Origin of the sequence: Pseudobutyrivibrio xylanivorans DSM 14809 (genome assembly GCF_900141825.1) — a bacterium.
GTDB classification, from domain to species: domain Bacteria; phylum Bacillota; class Clostridia; order Lachnospirales; family Lachnospiraceae; genus Pseudobutyrivibrio; species Pseudobutyrivibrio xylanivorans.
In genome coordinates, this window is the sequence record NZ_FQYQ01000001.1 from 360,005 (window position 1) to 382,938 (window position 22,934).

Here is a 22,934-nt window from a genome sequence, read left to right on the forward strand (position 1 = left end):
AAAAAATTCACACTTTTAATTTTCAGTGTATGATATAATAACTTTGCTAGAAAGAATTTTGTACATGGGGTTATTAATTCGGCGTTAATAAAAAGGGGGTTACTATGCTAAAAGAGTATACTAAGATTCCTGCACCACTTAATTCAGAAGTTGCACTGAAGATTATTCCTGGTCACTTCGCTACCAACCACTCGCACATCACTAATTATATGGAGATTGGTACAATGAAGACCAGATGCAACGAGGCACAGGGTGTTGCCCAGCTTCTTGCCATGCATTATTCAGTACAGACTCCCGTTGACACAATCGTATGTGCCGATGACATGGAGGTTGTTGGAACATTTTTAGCTATGGAACTTACAAAAGCCGGTGTTGCAAACTACAATCAGCACAAGACTATTTACGTAACATCACCAGAGCTTACCTCAACAGGACAGAGTATTTTCCGTGATAATATGCAGTTAACTGTACGTGATAAAAATGTACTCCTACTTTTTGGTTCATTAAGTACAGGACGTACTGTAGAAAGTCTTGCAGAATGCGTTAAGTATTATGGAGCAAAGATAAGTGGCGCCTGTGCTATTTTCTCTGCTGTACGACAGGTTGCTGGTATTGATATTACAGCTGTGTTCCATGAAGAGGATATTCCAAATTACGCATCATATCCACTTCATGACTGCCCACTTTGCAAGCAGGGAGTACCAATTGATGCCATTGTAAATTCATTTGGATATTCGGAATTACGATAATGTGAGCCACCTCATTTGAGGTGGCTTATTTTTTTAAGTTCACAAATCTGACATTAAATCATGAATTTGATAACTTTTTTTACAGGTGGGGCGTATAATACGACACATCATAAGAAAACAATTTTGTGAGGAGTATGATATGTTAAAAACAATCAATACAGATAAGTTTGAGTTTTTAGATGACAAAGGAAGCTTTAAAATCGGCAGAGCTGAAGACACAAGCTACCTATATTTTCCTATAGCTGGTGAGAAGGGATTAAAGTCGTCTGTTACACCTAATCTTGGTGGTGACGCTATGGTGAATCAGGAAACATTTCTTCTTGAGCCAGTGAGTGTAGAGAATCTTCACAATAATAAAAATGGCCGTAACTTCTGGTTGTATATGGATAATGGTTCTGTATGGTCAGCAGTTGGTACTTCTGCAGAGCAGGAGAGTAAGAAATTCACTATGGAGCAGGATGAAAGCCTTGTTTCCGCTGGCTTTATGTGGCACACAGCTACAAGAGCTAATAGCAGTTTTGGTGTATTGGCAGAGATTACATCATTTGTCCCTGTAGATTTTAATGTTGAAGTCATGTCAGTAACAATAAAAAATATCGACCACCAGACAAAGGTTATAACCCCTATCGCAGCAATTCCAATTTTTGGACGTTCTGCGGATAACCTTCGTGATCATAGAAATGTTACATCTATGCTCCACCGAATTTCTACTATAGAAGATGGTGTTACTGTAAAACCAACTATGTCATTCGATGAGAAGGGACATAGACTTAATAATAAGACATATTTTGTAATAGGATATGATGAGAATGGCAATAAGCCTGAGTCATTCTTTCCAACAGTAGAGTCGTTTATAGGTGAGGGCGGTAGCTTTTCAAAGCCAAGAAGTGTATATCGTCAGGAAGCTGGCTGTAGCGCTGGGGAAAACTTTGCCGGACTTGAGGCAGTTGGTGGCTTAAAATTTGCCAAGGCTACTCTTAAGCCAAAGGAAGAAATCGTATATACGGTATTAATTGGTGTGGCAGAAGATGAGGCAGAGTTTGAAGCTGCAAAGAAGAAGCTTGCATCAAAAGATGATGTTGAAAAATCTCTTGAAGCTACAAAGAAATATTGGAGTGACAAGGTTAACGTAGCTTTTCATACAGGCAATAAAGAATTTGATGAGTTCATGGCATGGGTAGCATTCCAGCCTTTCCTTAGAAGAGTATATGGCTGCTCATTCCTTCCATATCATGATTATGGAAGAGGCGGAAGAGGATGGAGAGATTTATGGCAGGATTGTTTAGCACTTCTTTTCATGGAGCCAGATGATGTAAGAAAAATGCTTGTTGCAAACTTTGGTGGTGTCAGAATGGATGGAACCAACGCAACAATCATCGGAGATGGTCTTGGCAACTTTATAGCAGATAGAAATGGTATCGCAAGAGTTTGGATGGACCATGCATATTGGCCACTTAAGACATTACTCTTATACATCCATCAGTCTGGAGATTATGAGATTCTCAAGGAGAAGGTTCCTTACTTTAAGGATTCCATCGTACACAGAGGAAATCTCATAGATAAGAAGTTTGAGACAGAGGGCAACCACCAGTACAGTGAAGATGGCAAGGTTTACGAGGGCTCTATTATCGAGCACCTTCTTGTTCAGAATCTCTGTGCATTCTACGAGGTGGGAGAGCATAATACATTAAAGCTTCGCGGAGCTGACTGGAACGATGCTCTTGATATGGCATCACATAATGGTGAGTCAGTTGCATTCTCATATGCATATGCAGGAAATCTCAAAGATCTTTCTATACTGATTCAGGAGTATGCAATGAATACAGGCATCGACACTGTTTCAATTGCATCTGAGCTAAATATTCTTTTGGATTCTTATGTTCAGATATACGAATCTGTAACAGAGAAAACAGAGCTTTTAAATAATTATTGCAAGCTTGTTGAAGGAGATATTTCCGGCAAGCAGATTTCAATTCCAGTATCTACATTGGTTTCTAAGCTTATGGAAATGTCAGAGTGGTTCACAGAGCATCTGAATAAACAGGAATGGATTTCAGGTGACGAGGGCCAGGGATGGTTCAACAGCTATTATGATGACAGCTGCCGTAGGGTAGAATGTTACGACAGCGATGATAAAAAAACTCGCATGATGCTGACAGGTCAGGTATTTGCAATTATGGGTAATGTGGCAACTGACGAACAGATAGAATATATAAGTAAGGCTGCAGATAGATATCTGTACAAGGAAGAGATTGGAGGCTACAGACTTAATACTGACTTCCATGAACTTAAGGGAGACCTTGGAAGAATGTTCGGCTTTGCTTACGGGGAGAAAGAAAATGGCGCGGTATTTTCACATATGGCTGTTATGTATTCAAATGCATTGTATAGAAGAGGCTTTGCTAAGGAAGGTTACAAAGCACTTAATGCTCTTTCTGAAGCATCAATGAATTTCAATGTAAGTCACATGTATCCAGGAATCCCTGAGTATTTTGATGCTAAGGGACGAGGCAAATATCCATACCTGACTGGGGCGGCATCATGGTATTTATTAACTATGATTACCGAAGTGTTTGGTGTAAAGGGTGAGGCAGGAAATCTTGTTCTTGCACCTGCGCTATTAAAAGAACAGTTTGATGAAGCCGGTGAGGCTAAGATCAGTTTGAACTTTGCTGATAAGAGATTTGATATCGTATATGCGAATTCATCAAAGCTCCAGCATGGTACATATAAAATAAAGGCGGCCAGCCTTAACGATGGCCAGCTCGCCTTTGATGAAACTAAGGTTACTATCTCGCGAGATGTTATTGATAACCTACCAAAACACAATAGCATTATCGTGACTTTAGGATAACAAATCTTCATTCTTCATGGGGGATATAATCCATTATGTCCCCCGCAGTTCCTTTCCAATGAGTACCGTAATATTTTTCACGGTACTTTTTTGGTGTAAGGCCAGTTTCTTTTTGGAAGAGCTGGCAGAAATGACTTTGAGATGTAAATGAAAAATAATTTGCTATATCAACAAGAGAGTAATCGCTATATCTAAGAAGATTCTTTGAAGCTTCCAATTTCGCATTTCTAATATAATCGCTGGTGGAAACACCTAATTCCTCTTTGAAAAGACGAGAAATATAGCTGGCTGAGTTGCTAGTGTACTCAGCGAGATCCTTTACGGTGATACGATCCTTTAAATGTGAATAGATGTAATTCATACATTCTGTCATAGGACGGGAAAGTCCAGCGTTCTGACGAATGATTTTCATCTTATATGTATAATCAGTAACCATCTTATCGTGAAGCTGCTCCATCATTTCTATAGAAGTAATATCATCCAAGCGCTGGATGTAAAAATCACTTAGTCTATAAGATTTTTCCATTTCCATTCCATTATCAACACAAAGACGTGAGATGATGGCAACAGAAACTACAAAATGATATTTAAGATTCTGAAGGGGATCTTTGGAAAGCTGACCTACACCAGCCTGATTTAAAAACTCATGATTAAGACAGTTCTCACGAATGGCGTCGATATCGCCTTTTGCAACCTGCTGATAGAATAGCAGCTCGGCATTCTGATGACGATGAACAATAGCTTCATCATCGTCGTTGACATTGTAAATAAAGAAATCTTTTTCCGCTTTCATAACATTACCTCCGCGGGTGGCCTAACAAAATTTTTATAAAGCATAGCATGAATTTATTATTTTCGCAATGAATTTGATATTAAAAAAATCGCCGAAAAATTAATATAGTAAACGTTTAAGGGAGATAAAAATCAGAATCCCAAATGTAGTATTTCTTAAGGAGGAATAAGTAATGAAAAAGAGAGTAGTTAGTCTTATGCTTTGCCTTTCAATGGTAGCAGGACTTACAGCTTGCGGGGGAGACGCGGCTGGTGCGGGCAGCGGTGCAGCAGATGCTGGTGCAGACAGCAGTTATGTTGCAGCAGGCGAAGAAGGAAAGGTAATCAACATTTACTGCTGGAACGATGAGTTCAGAACAAGAGTTGAGGCAGTTTATGACAAGGTTGATCACACATCTGACGATGGAACAATCACATACCTTACAGATGGAACAGAGATTCACTGGACAGTAAATCCTAACCAGGACGGTGTATATCAGTCAAAGCTTGATGAGGGTCTTTTAAATCAGGCAACAGCAGCTGATGATGACAAGATTGATATGTTCCTTTCAGAGACAGATTATGTTGTTAAGTATACAGACGCTGAGGCAGATGTAGCAATTCCACTTACAGACCTCGGCATTGACCCAGCAACAGATTTAGCTGATCAGTATGATTTCACAAAGACAGTTGCTTCTGATGCTAATGGTGTACAGAGAGGTTCTACATGGCAGGCTTGCCCATGTCTTTTCGTTTATCGTAGAGACATCGCACAGGATACTTTCGGAACAGATGATCCAGACGAGATTCACGCAAAGGTTGCTGATTGGGCAACAATGAAGGCTTCAGGCGAAGAGCTTAAGGCTAAGGGTTACTTCACACTTGCAGGTTATGCAGATACATTCCGTGCTTATGGAAACAGCATTTCAGCTCCATGGGTTGAGGAAGGTTCAACAGAGATTAACGTAGATCCACAGATCATCAACTGGATCAACGATTCAAAGGATTGGCTTGATGCAGGTCTTCTTGATAAGAACATCAAGGGCCAGTGGACAGATGATTGGAACAAGTCAATGGGTTCTGCTTCAAAGGTATTTGGTTTCTTACTTCCAGCTTGGGGTATCGATTTCGTACTTAATCCAAACTGGGATGGCGAAGCAGGTGAGTGGGCTGTTACAGATGGTCCTCAGGCATTCAACTGGGGTGGTTCTTTCGTTCACGGTTGTGCTGGTACAGATAACCCAGAGCACGTTAAGGAAATCATCCTTGCAGTTACAGCAAACAAGGATAACCTTATGAAGATTACAAAGGATTATCTTGATTTCACAAATACACAGTCTGGTATGAAGGAAATCGCAGAGGATGAGAGCTTCGGAGCTGAGTTCCTTGGTGGTGAGAATCCATTCAAGTACTTCCAGCCAGCAGCTGCATCTATCGAGATGACAACACTTTCACCATATGATCAGGGTTGCGTAGAGCTTATCCAGAGCTCATTTGGTGATTACTTCCAGGGACAGGTTGATTTCGAAACAGCTAAGGCTAACTTCGAAAAGGCTATCATGGAGAGATATCCAGATATCACAGCTGTTAACTGGCCAGAATAGAATTACCTAGTTTAATTTAGCTTTCTCTATTCATCCCAAATATATATGGGGCAGGCTTAAGTCTGCCCCGAATTTTTAAGGAGATATACATTATGAAAAAAGCAAAAAGTATAAGCCGATCAAAGTATGGCTACCTTTTCATATTGCCTTTCTTTGTGACTTATTTCATTTTTTCATTGATACCACTGTTAGACACGATTAGGTATAGTTTTTATGAATATTACCGCTCTGGTCTTCGTATTGTAGGACCAAGTTTCGTGGGATTTGATAACTATATCAATGTGATGGGTACGGATTTCTTTACATATATGGGAAATACCTTTACTCTTTGGATTATTGGATTTGTTCCACAGATTATCATCGCACTTTTACTTGCTTCATGGTTTGTAGATGTACGACTTAAAATCCGTTGTGAACAGTTCTTCAAGGTGGTGATATATTTACCAAATCTTATTATGGCATCAGCGTTTGCAATGTTGTTCTTTACTCTGTTTTCAACATCAGGCCCTGTAAACAATATTCTTACAGGTCTTGGAATTGTAAATGGACCAATCGACTTCATGGGTACACCAGTAGGAACAAGACTTCTTATTGCACTTATGAACTTCCTTATGTGGTTTGGTAATACAACAATCATGCTTATGGCAGCAATTATGGGTATCAGCCCAGATATTTTTGAGGCTGCATCAATCGATGGCTGCACACCTAGACAGTCATTCTTCCATATTACATTACCACTTATCAGACCTATTTTAACTTACACACTTATAACATCACTTATCGGTGGTCTTCAGATGTTTGACGTTCCTCAGATCCTTACAAACGGACAGGGAAATCCAAACAGAACAAGCTACACACTTATTATGTGGCTCAACAACTTACTTCGTGCTCCAGATTATGGCCGCGCAGGTGCACTTTCAGTTTATCTGTTTATTGTCAGCGGTATTCTTTGCCTTGTTGTTTATAAGATGGTAAACGGACAGGACAATGATGCTAAGGCAGAAAAGAAAGCTGCAAAGAAGAGAATGAAAGGTTTGAAAGGAGGAAACTAATAATGGCAAGAAAGAATTTTGCAGGAGTAGCTAGAAGCTTCATTGCACATTTGGTTTTAATTATCCTTGCCTTTATGTGTTTATTCTTCTTCTACATTTTGATTATTAACTCTACATGTTCACATGCAGATTTACAGAAGGGCTTCTCAGCTCTTCCAAAGGATTACTTCGGTAAGAACTTTAACGCAGTTGCTAATGACGGTACATTCCCAATGATGAAGGGTATCGGAAACAGTATTATCGTATCCAGCCTTTGCGCTGCAATCTGTACATACTTCTCAGCTCTTACAGCATATGGTCTTTATGTATATGACTTTAAGCTTAAGAAGGTGGCATTTACATTTATTATGATTATCCTTGTAATGCCAACACAGGTTACAGCACTTGGTTTCCTTCGTCTTATTACAAATATGGGATTATACGATACATTAATCCCACTTATTTTACCTTCGATTGCAAGTCCAGCTGTTTTCTATTTCATGTACAGCTACCTTCAGTCAAATCTTCAGCTTTCACTTGTTGAGGCTGCAAGAATTGATGGTTGCTCTGAAATGAAGATATTCAACAGAATTATCTTCCCTATCATGAAGCCAGCTGTTGCAGTACAGGCTATCTTCACATTCGTAGGTTCATGGAATAACTACTTTGTTCCAGCACTTATTCTCCAGTCAAAGGAGAAGGCTACAGTACCTATTCTTATTGCTACTCTTCGTGGTGCTGATTATATGAACTTCGATATGGGTAAGGTTTACATGATGATTACTGTTGCAATCGTACCTATTATCATCGCGTACTTATTCCTTTCAAAATTCATCATTGCTGGTGTTGCTCTTGGTGGTGTAAAGGAATAGTGCTCCTTTAATTATTGAGTCTCCGAAAGGAGGCTCTTTTTTTGTCTAGGATAATTATCAGATAATATTCTCTAAAACTGTGAAATATAATAGATAATTCACAGTTTTTTAATCTATGTTCCGTATACTAATTGGGTAGACATATGCTTACTAATAGGGCAGGAGGGGAAAACTTATGAGAAAGCAGATTAGTGTGTGGATGTGCTTGTTCCTGGTTATGGCCACTGTTTTGGGTGGTTGTGGAAAGCAGGAAGAGGCAGCAAGTGGTGATACTGGTGATACATCTGCTGGTGGCTCAATTACGATGGTAAACATCAAAAGTGAGATTAATTCTCAGGTTGAAGAGCTTGCTAAGGCTTATCAGGCAGCCACTGGCGTGGAGGTAAAGGTGATTAATGTCCCAGCTGGTGTTGATGCACAGGCAACATTAAAGGGATATTATCTGTCTGACCAGATGCCAGATATTATTGCCTGCGAGGCATCGGGCTTTGGTAATTGGGAAGGTCTGCTTGTAGATATGAGCGATCAGGACTGGGCAAAGAGAACAGAGGCCGCCTATGTAGACAGTACATATGGAACTCTGGGCTTCCCTTATACTACAGAGGCTATCGGATTGGCATATAATGCTGACATTTTAGAGAAGTGCGGTGTTGACCCAGCGTCTATCACAGGACCAGATGCTCTTCGTGCAGCTTTCGAAGCAGTAGCTGCTAATAAGGATGCATTAGGACTTAAAGCAGTAATTGGTTATTGTGCAGAGCCAGTTAATTTAGGCTGGTCAGCTGGTAACCATATTACTGGCGCATATATAGATTCTGGATTGGCACGTGATGATACAACCTACATCGATATGATTGCAAATGATAAGAAGGTGGATGATTCCAGATTCCTAAATTTTGCAAATATGATAGGTTTGTTTAATCAATACTCTGACCCAGAGCTTTTAACAACTGGTATTTACGATGATCAGGTTGCAAATTTCGCAGCTGGAAAGTACGCATTTATCACACAGGGTTCATGGATTGGTGCATCTCTTGCCTCTTCTGAAGCTTATGCAGCCGCAGGAAGCTTCAAGGTAGGAATGGTTCCATATGCATTTGAGGATGGAATGGAGACAATACTTACAGCGGCACCTTCATGGTGGGCAGTATTCAAGGAAGGAAATGTGGCAGCATCTGAGGCGTTTCTTCAGTGGTGTTCAGAGGATGCAGGCCAGAAGATTTTGGTAGAATCAGCAGGTTGTGTAAGCCCATTTACAGATTGCAAGTATGTGGCTTCAGATCCATTCGCACAGACTATTTCAGACTACATTGCGTCAGGAAAAACCTCCAACTGGCATTGGATGAACCTGCCTGAAGGTATTGGTAACGGAGAAGGAGGCTTCTGCTACAGCTATTATAGATATGCAAATGGAGAGCTTACTGCGGAAGGCTTTAGGGATGAGTTCAATCGTACCATTGAAGAATGGTACGCTAAATTATAGGAAGGGGGGTGTTTGTTATGAGTAAGAAGGATAACGGAGACGTAAAAGTAGGCGGAATTCATTCAATAGTTGTACAGATATCTCTCTTAAATATTGGTATGCTTATAGCATTTTTGATAGTTATGGTTATGATCATGACATCAATGAACACCTCTACAAGCACCAGTGTTGAGATGTTTGATTCAATGATGAATCTGACTACACATGATGCAAAGCTGAAAACAGATATTATGTCTCTTTATGATCAGGTAACTGGTTATATAGCATCAGGCTCAGCAGAAACACAGGAAGCATTGTTGCCTCAGATAGAAGTGGCTAAGTCTACAATAGCAGAGGATATTTCACAGCTGACCACAGATTTTGCCGCATACAGCAATGAGGACGCAGCAGCACAGCTTCAGGAAATTGAAGCTCAGTACGACAGAATGTGCTCATTTATTGATAAGGCAATCGAGAAGTGTGATGCTGGAGATCAGGCTAACGCATATGCGATACTCTTTGATAAGGCAGAGATTCAGAAGGTTGCTATTATCCATTCAACAGAGATTTTGGATGAGGCAATCGAAGAAAACTCTTCAAATACCAAGGCTAATATGAATTACCTTCTCAAGAGAGGAAATATTATAGCTGCAATCGGTATTGGTATTTTCATTTTACTTATTATCTTCAACTTCCTCATGACCTATAGAAGTGTAGTTGCACGAATCAAGTCTATGAGTGCTGAGGTAAATGATATTATCGATAACATCCAAAGGGGACAGGGCGATCTTACAGCAAGAATTAATACAAAGACCAGATCAGAGCTTCTTTATATCAAGAATGGTATAAATCATTTTATTGAGACACTTCAGGGAATTATGAAGGATGTTAAGGACGGTACAGTTGTCCTTACAGAAAGCTCTGAGGAGGTTAATTCGCAGCTTCAAATTGCAGATGACAACGTAACAAGTTCTTCTGCAGCTCTTGAGGAGCTTTCAGCTAACATGGAATCTGTAGTTGGCATTCTTGCATCTATTAATCAGAGTGTAGAGGATGTTAAGGAAGCTGCTGAGAAGATTACAAATCAGGCTGAGGAAGGCTCGCAGACAGCAAACGAAATTAAGACTGAGGCAGATGAGCTTCAGATTAAGGTTAATACCAAGAAGTCAGATGTAGGCATTAAGATGGCAAATCTTTCAGAGACACTTGAAAAGTCAGTTAAGGATTCAGAGAAAGTTGATCAGATTAGTGATCTTACAAATGATATTTTGGACATTGCCAGCCAGACAAATCTTCTTGCTCTTAATGCTTCTATTGAGGCAGCTAGAGCTGGTGAGGCAGGAAAGGGCTTCGCAGTTGTTGCTGATGAGATTAGTAAGCTTGCTGCTAATTCAAGACAGACCGCAGCTACTATTCAGGAGATAGCCAGTGAAGTTACAGCGGCAGTTAAGACTTTGGCTTCCAGTGCAGAAGAGGTTCTTAATTTCATCAATGGAACTGTAATCGGAGATTATGATGAGTTCGTTGATACTGGCGAGAAGTATGGACATACTGCAGAGGTTATGAACGAGATGCTTACAGAATTTACTGAGAAGGCAGAAAGCCTTAATGTAATTATGAAGGATATGGTTGATTCTGTAGATACAATTACAAATTCCGTTCGTGAAAGCTCTACAGCAATTACTATGAGTGCAGAGAATTCAGCAGAGATTGTTACTGGTATTAAGAACATTTTCAAGGCCATGGACAAGAATACCGAGGTTACAGAGCAGCTGAACGATACAACTCAGAAATTTACATCTCTGTAAAATAATAGTTGCAATTAGATTTGGTGCAACGTATAATACGGACATGGGTTAAAAGGTTTTCGCTTATTATGGCGAAAACCTTTTGTTGTCTAAAATTCTTTTTTATCTCGTTTTATCTCCAACAAAAGGTTCGAGCTCTGTAATAAATAAGTATATGTAGTAGAGAGAGGTCGACAATGACAATTGGAAATAAATATAGAATAACGGTGCTTACCAGCAGGCTAATTCGAATGGAGTATCAGGCAGATTATGATTTTGTGGATGCCCCAACTCAAATGGTGGTAAATAGAGCATTTCCAAAGGTGGAGTACACAACCCTTCACAAGGATGGACTCCTGATTTTAGAGACAGATGATTTGATTTTTAGATACGATGGCAAAGAATTCTCACCAGATGGATTGACGATAGAGCTAAAGGAAAGTGGTGAGGTTTGGCATTATAGCATCGTTTATGGAAATTCAGACAAAAACCTTTATGGTGCTGCCCGTACACTAGATAACGCAGACGGTGGAATTGTTCTCGATTATGGTATTTTCGGAGAAAAAGGCTTTGCTGTATTGGATGACAGTGAAAGTGCTCTGCTTGTTGACGGAGAGTTTGTAGCAAGAGGAAGGAAATGCCAGGATTTATATTTCTTTGGATATGGAAAAGATTACAGAGGAGGATTAAAGGATTTCTTCACTCTTTGCGGAAAGACTCCTATGCTTCCAAGATACGCTCTTGGTAATTGGTGGAGCCGTTATTATGCCTATTCTGCAGAGGAGTATAATCAGCTTTTAGATAAAATGGAGCAAGAAAACATTCCTGTTTCCGTGGCTGTTTTGGATATGGATTGGCATGTTACAGATGTTGATCCAAAGTACGGAACAGGCTGGACAGGATATACCTGGAACAAGGATTTATTCCCGGATTATAAAGGCTTTTTGAGGGGGCTAAAAGAAAGGGGACTTGCAACAACACTTAATTTACATCCAGCAGATGGAATCAGAGCATTTGAGTCAATGTATGAAAAAATGGCTAAAAGACTGGGAGTTGATGCTGCCAGTGAAAGACCTATTGAATTTGATTTTTCAAATGCTGAATTTAGAAAAGCTTATTTTGATATTGTGATGGATCCTTACGAGGATGATGGAGTAGATTTCTGGTGGATTGACTGGCAGCAGGGAACAGGTGAAGAAAATGCTGTGGATCCTTTATTCCTTTTAAATCACTATCATTACGAAGATTCAAACAGGGATAATCGCCGTGGAATGATTTTCTCTCGTTATGGCGGTGTGGGAAGTCACAGATATCCTGTGGGATTTTCAGGCGATACTGTAGCTACCTGGAAGAGTTTGGATTTCCAACCATATTTTACTGCTGTTTCATCAAATATCGGTTATGGTTGGTGGAGCCACGATATAGGTGGTCACATGATGGGAAATAAGGATGAGGAGCGTTTAATCAGATGGATTCAGTTTGGTGTATTCTCTCCGATTATGAGACTTCACAGCAGCTGTAGTCCATTCTTTAACAAGGAGCCTTGGAATGTATCTGAGCCTTACAGAAGAGTAATGGGTGAATTCATGCGCCTACGCCATCAGCTGATTCCATATATCTATTCAATGAATTACAAGATGTACACTGATGGGCAAATGCTTATAGAACCAATGTATTATCGTATAAGCGATAAAAAGGATGCCTATGAAGTAGGTAACGAATACTTCTTTGGGGACAATCTTTTGGTAGGAAATATTACTGAAAAGTCTGATGAGAAGCTTAGAATGGCAAAGGCTAATATGCTTATTCCAGAGGGCGTCTGGTTCGATATTTTCACAGGCTACAGATATACAGAAGGCAGAAGAAATCTTTACAGAACAATTGATTCCATTCCAGTTCTTATTAAGGCTGGTGGAATAGTGCCATTATCATTGAATGTTGGAAATGATGTAAGTAATCCAGTAAACATTAAACTTCTTATCGGTGCTGGAGAAAATGGTGAGTTTACCATGTTTGAGGATGATGGTTGCAGCAAGAACTTTGAAAATGGAGATTTTGTAACCACAAGATTTACCACTGAATATATTAGTGATAGGAATGTCACTCGTGTAGTTATCCATGGGGCAGAGGGCAATCTTGCACTTATTCCAGAAAAACGTATATACGAAATCCAGGTTATTGGTCTGGAAGGAAAAGTGGAGAACCATATTACTCCTGAGATTCCAGTTCAGCAGGATTATATTTGGGAGATTGAAGGAAGGCTTAAAGAGGAAAATGATATTGAGCAAGCAGCTTTTTCTATCCTTGAGAATGGCTGGATGGATATCTTGGAAAAGGAGAGAACCTTTGATGCAGTCAGAAGCTGTAAGTCTATGGATGAGCTAAAGCAGTGGATTTCAGGTGCTAATATTAACCTTATGGTTAAGGATGCTTTGCTTGAGTTAATGTAGGTGAATTAATTGACAATCAATTGGCAAAAGGCTTATAGTTATTAGTGGTTAATCGCTTAATCTAAGAATGGGGAATAAAGATGAATTTAAAAGATATTGCGGCACTTGCCGGGGTTAGTACCGCTACAGTGTCAAATGTTCTAAATGGTAACAATAGCAAGGTTTCTCAGGAAACCAAAGAAAAAATAGAAAAAATCATCAAAGAAGTAGACTATAAGCCAAATGCCATGGCCCGCTCTCTGGCTAAAAAGGAGAGTAAGATTCTGGGCCTGGTGGTTCCATATATCGGGGCTGAGGATGATTTCCTCATGAACCCATACTATGCCCGCATGGTGGCTGCCATCGAGCGTTTTGTAAGAAACAGGGATTATTATCTGATGTTAAGATGTGTTCCAGATTGTAGGGCGGTAATACCATTACTTTCGTCTTGGAATGTGGATGGAGCCTTCTTTCTTGGAGTAATGGAAAAGGACGTGGCAGAAATACAGGACGCGCTGGGTGCGCCTGTAGTATTTCTTGATACCTATTCAGACATCAAGGATACAGTTAATGTTGGTCTAGATGACTACAGGGGTGGTTATCTTTCTGCCAGATATCTTGCTGGAAAAGGGCATAGAAATATAGCTTTAGTCTGCCCTGACTATCATGAGGCAGGAGTAGTAAGAGAGCGATATCTGGGCTTTACTGCAGCCCTGAAGGAGCTTGATATAGATTTTACTGAGGATGATGTTTTCAAGGTAGATACTATTTACAAAAATGCAGTAAGTGTAGGCCTGGATGTGATGCTGGCAAAGAAGAAATACACTGCCGTAGCTACTATGTCTGACGTTGTTGCCTTTGGTGTAGTAGAAGGAATAAAGCAATGCGGCCTTAAGGTGCCGGAGGATATTTCCGTGGTAGGTTTTGATAATTTACCCGAGTGTGAATTTATGACACCTAAGCTTACTACAATCTCTCAGGATTTTGCTGCAAAGGCCAAAGCAGCTGTGGAAGGAATGTTCAGGATTCTTGAGGGCCAAAAGGATGGCGGAGAGGATCTGCATCTGCCGGTACAGCTGATAGAACGCCAGTCAGTTAAAGATATAAGTGAATAAAAAAGAGTCAGCGCAGCTGACGGATGAGGTGTAAGGCTTCCCATTTTTGGGGAAGCCTTTTTTGTATTTTTTAGCCAAATTAAATTGGTCTCTTTTTGTCAATTAATCACAAAATAAAAAATCCCTCTTGACGATTTGGGGTTCGATGACTATATTTTAGTTAAGCGATTAACCTAAAACAAACCCAAATAAAAAGAATGAAGAAGAAAGCTTAATTGTATTTTGCGGTTAAGCGCAAAACCAAAGAAAAGGTATGGAGGGAACAAAGAATGAAAATGAAAAGATTAGTAGCTACCATGCTTTCAGCTGCAATGGTAGCAGGTACTGTGACAGGCTGTGGATCCGACAGTGCAGGTAGCGATGGAAAAGCTACAGCTCAGAGCGCACAGGCAGGAGAGACACAGGATGTCACACTTAAGATCTGGGTACCTGAGGAAGAGGTAGAGATTACAGATGAGATGGTGAAGAAGTTTGATGAGATTCACGATGAATTCAACATCACTTATGAGATTGCAGTAGTAGGTATTGACGAAGCACCACAGGCACTTGATACAGATGCTGATACTGCAGCAGATATTTTCTATACACCATCAGGCGGTGTAGCGGATCTTGCAGGAAAGGGACTCCTTCTTCCAATTACAAAGGATTACGAGACAATCAAGGATGAGCTTCCAGAGAGTGCTTTAAATGCAGTTACAGTTGATGACATCACTTATGCAGTTCCATTTTCACCAAACACATTCTTTATGTACTACAACAAGGATCTTCTTACAGAAGAAGAGGTTAAAGACCTTGATACAATCATGGCTAAGGATTTAGGAGATGGAAAGTACAACTTCAGTACACACATCACTGATTCATGGTACTCAGAGATGTTCTTCCTTGGAAATGGATGTACATTGTTCGGAGCTGATGGTAAGGACGCAACAGATTGTACATTTAACAACGAGGCTGGTCTTGCAGCTGGTCAGTATATTGTTGATCTTGTAAGGAATCCTAAGTACATCGAAGATTTAGATGGAGCAGGAGGTTCTGAATTCAAGGCAGGAAACCTTGGTGCTATCACATCAGGAGCTTGGTCAGCACCAGAGTTTAGAGAGGCACTTGGGGACAAGCTTGGAGCAGTTGCACTTCCTACAGCTACAATCGGAGGCAACAAGGTTCAGCTTTCAAACTTCGTAGATTTCAAGACAATCACTGTTAAGTCAAATACACAGTATCCACTTGCAGCACAGCAGCTTGCAGTATTTATGGGAAATCCAGAAAATTGTCTTACAAGATATGAGAATCAGGGCGATATTCCAGTACTTGAGTCATTAGCTTCAAGCGAAGCTATCTCATCTGATTTCGTAGCTAAGGCACTTAACCAGCAGGCATCCTACGCGACAAATCAGCCAAGCATTCCAAAGATGGGTGATTACTGGGATCCTATGAAGGCTCTTGGAGAAGGAATATACTATGGCGATATCACATCAGCTAATCTTCAGGCTCAGCTTGATTCATTAGTTGATAGCATTACAGGAACTCTTACAGAATAGAAGAAGCGATTATGAATAAAGAATTATATACAAAGCTATCTTATGTTGTCTGGGGACTTTTAAATATTATTCACGGACAGATAGTTAAAGGTTTGATTTTTCTTTCATTAGAAATTTCATACATACTCTTCATGATTATTAGCGGGGCGAGAAATCTCGCCCAGCTAATAACTCTCGGTGATAAACTGCAGGGTATGAATTTCAATGAGGAAATTGGAATATACGAAATGACAGCTGGAGATAACTCCATGCTTATTCTCCTGTACGGAGTAATAACAATAGTCATTTCAATTGTTGCTTTATCAATTGGATTCTTTTCAGTTTCATCTGGAAAGGCTGCCAGAGAAAGAGCAATGGCTGGCAAGCATAACAATAATTTTTTAGAAGATTTAAGAAGTCTTACAAACAATAACATTAGATTTCTATTACTCAGTGTTCCAGTGGTTGGACTTATCGTATTTACGGTAATGCCACTTCTGTATATGATTTTGATGGCATTTACAAATTACGATCAGAATCATCAGCCACCAGGAAATCTTTTTGACTGGGTAGGAATAAAGAATTTTATAACATTGCTTTCAACAGGAGACAGACTGGCATCTACATTCTGGCCTGTTCTTGGCTGGACCCTTATCTGGGGATTTGCAGCTACATTCACCTGCTATTTTGGTGGGATGATTTTGGCAATGATTATTAATTCGCAGGGTATTAGATTTAAAAAGTTTTGGAGAACGATATTCGTTTTCACAATGGCAATACCAGGTTTTATTTCACTTAGAGTAGTAGCTACTATGCTAGGTGAAAAGGGAATATTCAATGTGCTTCTTCAGCAGTGGGGATTTACAAGTGCATCACTTCCATTTTTATCAAATGCTACCTGGGCTAGATTCTCAGTAATCATTGTTAATTTCTGGATTGGTGTTCCGGTAACAATGCTGATGGTAAGCGGCATTTTAATGAATATTCCAGGGGAATTATATGAGGCAGCTAGAATCGATGGAGCAGGACCTGTGACCATGTTTAGGAAGATTACCTTCCCATATATGTGGTTCGTAACTACTCCATATCTGATTTCAAACCTGATTAGCAACTTTAATAATTTCAACACTATTTACTTCCTGACAGCAGGTGAACCACACACACTTGATTACTATAAGGGTGCAGGAAAGACAGACCTTTTAGTTACCTGGTTGTACAAGCTGACTAAGGATAGTAACGACTTTAATTTGGCGGCAACAATCGGAATTATTATCTTTGTTATTTCAGCGATTTTCACCCTGATTTCATTTTCAAGGTCAAATTCACTTAAGAATGAGGAGGGATTCAGCTGATGAAAAAGGCGGTTATAGGATTAAATATAAAGTATTTCACAAGGGCAGTAGTGTTTGGAATTTTGCAGTTTATCTGCTTGTTCCTCCCTTATGTGAATATAGAAGGCAGCAAGCATAATTTTTTCCACATGACATCAATGTTAATTCACACAGAGGGTGGAAGTAAATTAAATGTAGTTGTCTATGGAACTATCGTATTTACGATATTATCCTTTGGCTTTGTGGTAGTGAATCTGATTTCAAAATCAAAGGTGAAGGTGCAGATATGGCAATGTCTTCAGGCAATTAATACAGTGGCCATAACAGTATTATTATTTTCAACGAAGACAATAGTTGAAAAAGCTGGATTGGCCAGGGGATTCTTAAACAAGGATCTGGGATTAGGTTATTATGGTGGATTCATTTTTGCTTTTCTCACATTAATCTTTGTTATGAAGCTAAATGAGACAAACACTGGCTATATTGTACTTACTATAATGGGAATTATTTGGATGTTTCCAATCCTTTGGATTTTACTTACAGCCCTTCGTGCAGAGCAGGGATATTATGTGGGATATTTCTTTCCAAAGGGACTTACACTTTCAAACTTTACGAAGCTATTTGCCAAGGACAGCGTAATACCATTTGGTAAATGGTGGGTAAACACATTTATAGTAGCTATCTGTGGATGTGTGTTGAATACACTTATTATTCTTGCTACATCATTCACACTTAGTCGTACCAGATTTGCAGGTAGAAAAGCATTTATGAATGTGCTTATGATTATTGGTTTGTTCCCAGGATTTATGTCGCTGATTGCAGTGTACAACATCCTGAAGGGAATCGGACTTAATCAGTCACTTTTAGCACTTATAGTTGTAAGTGCAGCAGGAGCTGCTATGGGATATCACGTCAGCAAAGGCTTCTTTGATACCATTCCAAGAGCTGTTGATGAGGCTGCAATAATTGACGGGGCATCACGCTTACAGATTTTTACTCACATTACATTGCCTCTTTCAAAGTCAATTATCGTATATACGGCACTTGTTAATTTCCTTGCAGCTTGGTCAGATTATATTTTCCCAAGTATGCTGTTTGGAGATAAGCAGAGCTCATATACTGTTGCAGTAGGATTATACTGGTTGACAGATTTCAGACGTATCGATAGATATTATACACAGTTTGCTGCCGGAGCAGTGATTGTGGCTATACCTATTGTAATCTTATTCATATGGTTACAGAAGTTTTACGTAGAAGGATTATCTGGATCTGTTAAGGGTTAATTATAATGCGCAACTTAAATTCAAGTTGCGCATTTTATGACAAAATAATCCTATTGACCTTTTTGTTGCGAAGGCTTATATTTTAACTGATGGGGGAAGGAAATCTCTAAAAATACTTATGCGCAAGTAGTTGCGCAGATGCCTTAGGCAAGCATCTAAAAACTAGTATGTTTAGGGAGGTCACATTAATGAAAAGAATGGGAAAGATGGCGAAGAAATTCGTCGCAGTTGCCATGTCACTTGCCATGGTAGCAGGGATTCCTGGCGCAAACCTTGAGGCTTTAGCGGTTCAGGGACCAGATTCAGTTCAGGCAGCATCGGCTGTCACAAGGTCATCAATTCATGATGGCACAATTCTACACGCATTTTGTTGGAATTTTAATACTATTAAGGAGAACATGGCGGATATTGCCGCAGCTGGATACACAGCAGTTCAGACATCTCCAATCAACGATTGTCTTTCTATCCATGATGGAATGGCTCTTTACGGAGAGACAGAAGACGAAGGTCGTTGGTACTATCATTATCAGCCAACAGACTGGAAGATTGGAAACTATCAGCTAGGAAGCCGTGATGAGTTCAAGGCTATGTGTGATGAGGCTGACAAGTATGGCATCGGTATCATCGTAGATATCGCTCCTAACCACACTACACCTTTATATGATCAGGTTTCTGAGGATTTAAAGGCAGCTGCAGGTGGTGAAGATGCTCTCTATCACATCGGCTCAAAGGTTGAGAATGGCGATGATGGTGGAATGCAGTATGACAAACGTGTATCTGTTACATACGATGCAATGGGTGGTCTTCCAGATGTTGATACAGAGAACCCAGGATTCCAGAAGTATTTCTATGAATTCCTTGAGGATTGTATCGAATGTGGAGCAGACGGTTTCAGAATTGATACTGCAAAGCACATCGCACTTCCTGATGACGAGGTTCCAGAGGAGTATGCAGGTCAGGAGGACAGAAACAACTTCTATCCAAATATGAAGGCTGCAATTGACGCTTATGGTTCAAAGGACTATGCAGATCTTTTCGTATATGGCGAGGTTCTTGATGGCGACGCATCACGTGTGGCTGCATACCAGGACATGCTTGGCGGAACAGTTGCCAGCAATTACGGCGGAGCAATCAGAAATGCAGCATCTTCAGGCAATGTTTCTGTAAAGAAACTTCAGAGCTACAAAATCAGTGATGATACATCTATGGGAACCACATACACAGCTGATTCAAACAAGCTTGTAACATGGGTAGAGTCTCACGATAACTATATTAATGATAAGAGCTACAACGAGGTTGATGATAGAGAGGTTATTCTTGGCTGGGCAATTATTGCTGCAAGACAGGATGGAACACCACTTTTCTTCAGCCGTCCAGAGGGTAGCAATGCAGAAAATCCTTGGGGTGCTAACCGCATCGGTGAGGCTGGTAGCGATATTTACAAGGCACCTGAGGTAGCAGCTGTTAACAAGTTTAGAACAGCAATGGATGGTCTTTCTGAGAATCTCAGAAATCCAGGTAATAATTCATCAATCCTAATGATTGAAAGAGGTACAAAGGGTGTTGTAATTGTAAATGCCAGCGAAAATGATTTTGCACTTGATTCTGAGACTAATCTTTCAGATGGAACTTATGTTGATTCAGTAGAAGGAAGAGATGGACTTTACACAGTATCAGATGGAAATATCTATGGAACAGTTCCTGCTAAGTCAGTAGTTGTTCTTGATACACCTGCTGATGGAGACTATTCCACGATCTTCTTTCACAACACAGACAATTGGGCTAGCGTTAGCGCTCTTGTTAACGGTAATAGTTTTGATTGTGATTATACACAGGATAACTGGTGGAAAGTTACTATTCCAGAGAAAGAATTCAAAGTAGTATTTACAGATGGAGTTAATAAATCAGCTGAATTCAGCGTAGGTGCTGGAACAGGCAGATTTATGACAGCAAAATCTGACAAGATTTATGGAAGTAAGGCAGAGGCAGAGGATGCTCTTGGCATTGTTACAAAGACAGTTTATTTCCTCAATACAGAGGAATGGAAATCCGTATATGCGTATGCATGGACAGACGGAACACAGCACTTTGGTGGATGGCCAGGTGCACCAATTGTTAATGAAGAGGGATACTGGTGGAAAGCTGACGTAAAGATGGTTGGCGACCATGACTTCTCAATTATCTTTAACAACAACGACGGCGCTCAGACAGTTGACATTTCAATGTCAGACATGAGCAAGAATGTAATCGTAATTGCTGCAGAGCAGCCAGGTGGAAATCTTGCAGTAGAAAGATATTCATCTAAGGCAGAGGCAGAAGAAGCTACAGGTATCAACGGTACATCCACAACAGTTCATTTCTATGATGCAGCTGGTTGGGGAAATGTAGGTGTTTATACATGGGGCGATGTGGATATGGGAAGCTGGCCAGGTTCTCAGTGTGAATATGAGGGAGATGGCTGGTGGAAGAAGACTATTGAGTGCGCTCCAAGCTCAAACTTCAACATCATCTTTAACAATATGCCAACAAGCGATGATGACAAGCGCCAGACTGAGGATATGAAGTGCGACAGCCTAAAGAAGGTTTACTTCATCGGTGCTAATTATAAGTATGGTTCAAAGGCGGCTGCTCTTGAGGCACTTGCAAATGACAATCTTAAGTTAGAGAAGAATCTTCATCCAGAGCTTAATCCAATCGACGAGCCAACAGACAGACCTGTTGAGGAAGAGCCAGCTCTTAAGGATGGCGAGGTAAAGATTTACTATTATAACAAGGCTGACTGGGATGAAGTTAGCATGTATGCATGGACAGACGGAGCCAACACAGAGTACTTTGGCGGATGGCCAGGCAGAAAGATGCAGCATATCGGTGGCAACTGGTATTCAGTAAGTGTCAGTGAAGCAGCACTTTCACATGACGGATTACATCTCATTGCTAATAACAATGGTAATGGTGAGCAGATTAATAATGTTGACCTTATTTCTGAGAGACCTGATGTGAATGATAAGCCACAGGAGCCAGAACAGCCAGAAGAGCCTAAGGCATTTAAGGCAATTGAAGAAGAGCCAGAGCTTGCAGAAGGAAAGACAAGAGTATACTACAAGCTTGATGCTGATTGGGACAGCGATGTATTTATGTATGGCTGGCTTAAGAAGGCAGATGGAACATCAGCGGGTTCACCACTTGGCGACTGGCCAGGAACAAAGATGACTCACATCGGTAATGGATGGCATTCAGTAGATATTGATAGTCAGTATTTTGAGGATGTAGTTGCTGATGAGGTAGTAGCAGAAAATTTAGCAGAAGAGGAAGTTGCTGAAGAAACAGAGGAAGAAGTAGTGGTTGCAGAAGATGATGCTGATGTTGAAGAGGCTGAAGATGCAACAGAGACTGATGATGCTGAGGTAGTTGAAGAAGCTGGTGAAGAGGCAGCTGAGGAAGAGGTTGCTGCGGAATCAGGGGAAATCACAGTAGGTGATATTGTAAGTAACTTTATTTCATTTATTCATAGAGCCAAGGAGGCTGTTAAGAATGCGTTTGCACCTATGACTGTAAATGCAGAGGAGGTAGCTCCTGAGCTTCAGTTAATCGTAAATGATAATGGAAAGCATCAGCAGATTGAAGGTGACAAGACTCTTGTTACAACTGTAAGACCAAGTGATGAGGAGCTTAAGCAGGATGAGCCAGCTGAGGAGCCAGAACCAACACCAACACCAGAGCCAACACCTGTAGCACCATCACCAAGTAATCCAACAGATCCAGAGCCTACACCAACACCAGAACCAACACCAACACCGGAACCAACTCCAGTTCCAACACCAGAGCCTACACCAGTACCAGAGCCATCGCCTACTCCAGAACCTACACCTGTAGTAGAGCCAACTCCAACACCGGAGGTAGAGCCAACACCTGTAGTTGAACCAACACCAGAACCAACTCCAGTTGTTACACCAACACCAACTCCTGAAGTTAAGCCAACACCAACTCCAGTTCCACAGAAGCCTTCTAGGGAACAGGTAGAAAAGGTTGTTCGTTATGTGGTTCAGCAGGTATGCATTTTTATTAAAAAGATTTTCGATTACTTCAGAGGTTTCTGGAGATAAGCAATATGATTTGAATTTTAGCCTGG

The 22,934-nt window shown here is 40.4% G+C and carries 14 protein-coding genes; 13 read left to right on the top strand and 1 reads right to left on the bottom strand.

Annotation, left to right across the window (positions count from 1 at the left end; translation table 11 throughout):
- Positions 1 to 104: 104 nt before the first annotated feature.
- Both BUA88_RS01640 and BUA88_RS01645 read left to right on the top strand, forming a co-directional pair.
- Entirely contained in the window at positions 105 to 749 is a 645-nt protein-coding gene (locus BUA88_RS01640) for a type I phosphoribosyltransferase (RefSeq protein ID WP_072911579.1), read from the top strand.
- A gap of 139 nt (positions 750 to 888) precedes the next feature.
- Positions 889 to 3,603: a GH36-type glycosyl hydrolase domain-containing protein gene (locus tag BUA88_RS01645; RefSeq protein WP_072911584.1), complete on the top strand. Its 2,715-nt coding sequence runs from the start codon at positions 889 to 891 to the stop codon at positions 3,601 to 3,603.
- A 7-nt stretch (positions 3,604 to 3,610) separates the two neighbouring features.
- Here the strand turns inward: BUA88_RS01645 and BUA88_RS01650 are convergent, their stop codons facing one another.
- Complete coding sequence (locus BUA88_RS01650) at positions 3,611 to 4,396, bottom strand: helix-turn-helix domain-containing protein (protein WP_072911589.1); 786 nt, start codon at positions 4,394 to 4,396, stop codon at positions 3,611 to 3,613.
- Positions 4,397 to 4,568: 172 nt separating this feature from the next.
- On the opposite strand from BUA88_RS01650, the gene BUA88_RS01655 reads away from it, so the two are divergent.
- From BUA88_RS01655 to BUA88_RS01705, 11 genes are all read left to right on the top strand, one after another.
- Complete coding sequence (locus tag BUA88_RS01655) at positions 4,569 to 5,978, top strand: ABC transporter substrate-binding protein (RefSeq protein WP_072911593.1); 1,410 nt, start codon at positions 4,569 to 4,571, stop codon at positions 5,976 to 5,978.
- An 89-nt stretch (positions 5,979 to 6,067) separates the two neighbouring features.
- Positions 6,068 to 7,030: a carbohydrate ABC transporter permease gene (locus BUA88_RS01660; protein ID WP_072911598.1), complete on the top strand. Its 963-nt coding sequence runs from the start codon at positions 6,068 to 6,070 to the stop codon at positions 7,028 to 7,030.
- 2 nt (positions 7,031 to 7,032) lie between these two features.
- Positions 7,033 to 7,881: a carbohydrate ABC transporter permease gene (locus tag BUA88_RS01665; RefSeq protein WP_072911603.1), complete on the top strand. Its 849-nt coding sequence runs from the start codon at positions 7,033 to 7,035 to the stop codon at positions 7,879 to 7,881.
- Positions 7,882 to 8,056: 175 nt separating this feature from the next.
- On the top strand, positions 8,057 to 9,364 hold the full coding sequence (locus tag BUA88_RS01670) for an ABC transporter substrate-binding protein (protein WP_072911608.1): 1,308 nt from the start codon (positions 8,057 to 8,059) through the stop codon (positions 9,362 to 9,364).
- A gap of 17 nt (positions 9,365 to 9,381) precedes the next feature.
- The gene (locus BUA88_RS01675; RefSeq protein WP_072911614.1) at positions 9,382 to 11,151 is read left to right on the top strand and encodes a methyl-accepting chemotaxis protein; all 1,770 of its coding nucleotides are present in this window, start codon (positions 9,382 to 9,384) and stop codon (positions 11,149 to 11,151) included.
- A gap of 176 nt (positions 11,152 to 11,327) precedes the next feature.
- Entirely contained in the window at positions 11,328 to 13,580 is a 2,253-nt protein-coding gene (locus BUA88_RS01680; RefSeq protein WP_072911619.1) for a glycoside hydrolase family 31 protein, read from the top strand.
- 80 nt (positions 13,581 to 13,660) lie between these two features.
- A complete protein-coding gene (locus BUA88_RS01685) occupies positions 13,661 to 14,674 on the top strand; it encodes a LacI family DNA-binding transcriptional regulator (protein WP_072911624.1) in 1,014 nt (337 codons plus the stop codon).
- A gap of 269 nt (positions 14,675 to 14,943) precedes the next feature.
- A complete protein-coding gene (locus BUA88_RS01690) occupies positions 14,944 to 16,212 on the top strand; it encodes an extracellular solute-binding protein (RefSeq protein ID WP_072911628.1) in 1,269 nt (422 codons plus the stop codon).
- A gap of 11 nt (positions 16,213 to 16,223) precedes the next feature.
- Positions 16,224 to 17,543, top strand: coding sequence for a carbohydrate ABC transporter permease (locus tag BUA88_RS01695; protein ID WP_083572341.1), 1,320 nt, complete (start codon positions 16,224 to 16,226; stop codon positions 17,541 to 17,543).
- Positions 17,543 to 18,805, top strand: coding sequence for a sugar ABC transporter permease (locus BUA88_RS01700; protein WP_200798834.1), 1,263 nt, complete (start codon positions 17,543 to 17,545; stop codon positions 18,803 to 18,805). Before BUA88_RS01695 ends, BUA88_RS01700 begins: the two co-directional genes overlap by 1 nt.
- A gap of 188 nt (positions 18,806 to 18,993) precedes the next feature.
- Complete coding sequence (locus tag BUA88_RS01705) at positions 18,994 to 22,908, top strand: starch-binding protein (RefSeq protein WP_072911635.1); 3,915 nt, start codon at positions 18,994 to 18,996, stop codon at positions 22,906 to 22,908.
- The last annotated feature ends 26 nt before the right edge of the window (positions 22,909 to 22,934 follow it).

Bases quoted from the DNA above. Each gene is read 5' to 3' on its own strand.
- BUA88_RS01640 (WP_072911579.1), top strand. From the start codon at position 105: ATGCTAAAAGAGTATACTAAGATTCCTGCACCACTTAATTCAGAAGTT.
- BUA88_RS01645 (WP_072911584.1), top strand. From the start codon at position 889: ATGTTAAAAACAATCAATACAGATAAGTTTGAGTTTTTAGATGACAAA.
- BUA88_RS01650 (WP_072911589.1), bottom strand. From the start codon at position 4,396: ATGAAAGCGGAAAAAGATTTCTTTATTTACAATGTCAACGACGATGAT.
- BUA88_RS01655 (WP_072911593.1), top strand. From the start codon at position 4,569: ATGAAAAAGAGAGTAGTTAGTCTTATGCTTTGCCTTTCAATGGTAGCA.
- BUA88_RS01665 (WP_072911603.1), top strand. From the start codon at position 7,033: ATGGCAAGAAAGAATTTTGCAGGAGTAGCTAGAAGCTTCATTGCACAT.
- BUA88_RS01670 (WP_072911608.1), top strand. From the start codon at position 8,057: ATGAGAAAGCAGATTAGTGTGTGGATGTGCTTGTTCCTGGTTATGGCC.
- BUA88_RS01675 (WP_072911614.1), top strand. From the start codon at position 9,382: ATGAGTAAGAAGGATAACGGAGACGTAAAAGTAGGCGGAATTCATTCA.
- BUA88_RS01680 (WP_072911619.1), top strand. From the start codon at position 11,328: ATGACAATTGGAAATAAATATAGAATAACGGTGCTTACCAGCAGGCTA.
- BUA88_RS01685 (WP_072911624.1), top strand. From the start codon at position 13,661: ATGAATTTAAAAGATATTGCGGCACTTGCCGGGGTTAGTACCGCTACA.
- BUA88_RS01690 (WP_072911628.1), top strand. From the start codon at position 14,944: ATGAAAATGAAAAGATTAGTAGCTACCATGCTTTCAGCTGCAATGGTA.
- BUA88_RS01695 (WP_083572341.1), top strand. From the start codon at position 16,224: ATGAATAAAGAATTATATACAAAGCTATCTTATGTTGTCTGGGGACTT.
- BUA88_RS01700 (WP_200798834.1), top strand. From the start codon at position 17,543: ATGAAAAAGGCGGTTATAGGATTAAATATAAAGTATTTCACAAGGGCA.
- BUA88_RS01705 (WP_072911635.1), top strand. From the start codon at position 18,994: ATGAAAAGAATGGGAAAGATGGCGAAGAAATTCGTCGCAGTTGCCATG.